This window comes from Arthrobacter sp. 'calajunan', assembly GCF_046940185.1.
GTDB classification, from domain to species: domain Bacteria; phylum Actinomycetota; class Actinomycetes; order Actinomycetales; family Micrococcaceae; genus Glutamicibacter; species Glutamicibacter soli.
The window spans coordinates 1-356 of the sequence record NZ_JBKZDY010000029.1 but is presented as its reverse complement, the minus strand read 5'-3'; the positions used below and the strand labels follow the sequence as shown (position 1 = coordinate 356).

The 356-nt window shown below is 68.0% G+C and carries 1 pseudogene; it reads left to right on the top strand.

Annotation, left to right across the window (positions count from 1 at the left end):
- Positions 1-356: pseudogene (locus tag RF641_RS17515) on the top strand (HNH endonuclease); the annotation flags it as partial.

Sequence of the window (356 nt, the reverse complement as noted above, 5' to 3'; positions counted from 1 at the left end):
GCGCTTCACCAAGGACCGCGACTGCATCCGCGTCAACGGCAAACTCCCCCTCGCCGCCGGCACCGCCCTGCAACAGCACCTGCGCCAAGAATCCCGCCGGCTGCGCCAGCACGGCGACCCGCGCACCCGCACCCAACTGCAGGCGGACCTGTTCACCGCCTACCCCATCGCCGGGCACCCCGACAAACTCCCCCTGGCCCTCAACATCAAACTGGTCATGACCGACAAAACCCTGTTCCTCGGCGACCGCACCCCCGCCTGGCTCGAAGGCTACGGCTACATCCCCGCCCAGCACGCCCGAGAACTCATCGCCGGCGCGGAAATCCGCAACGAGGACTACTTCCACCACTACCCCG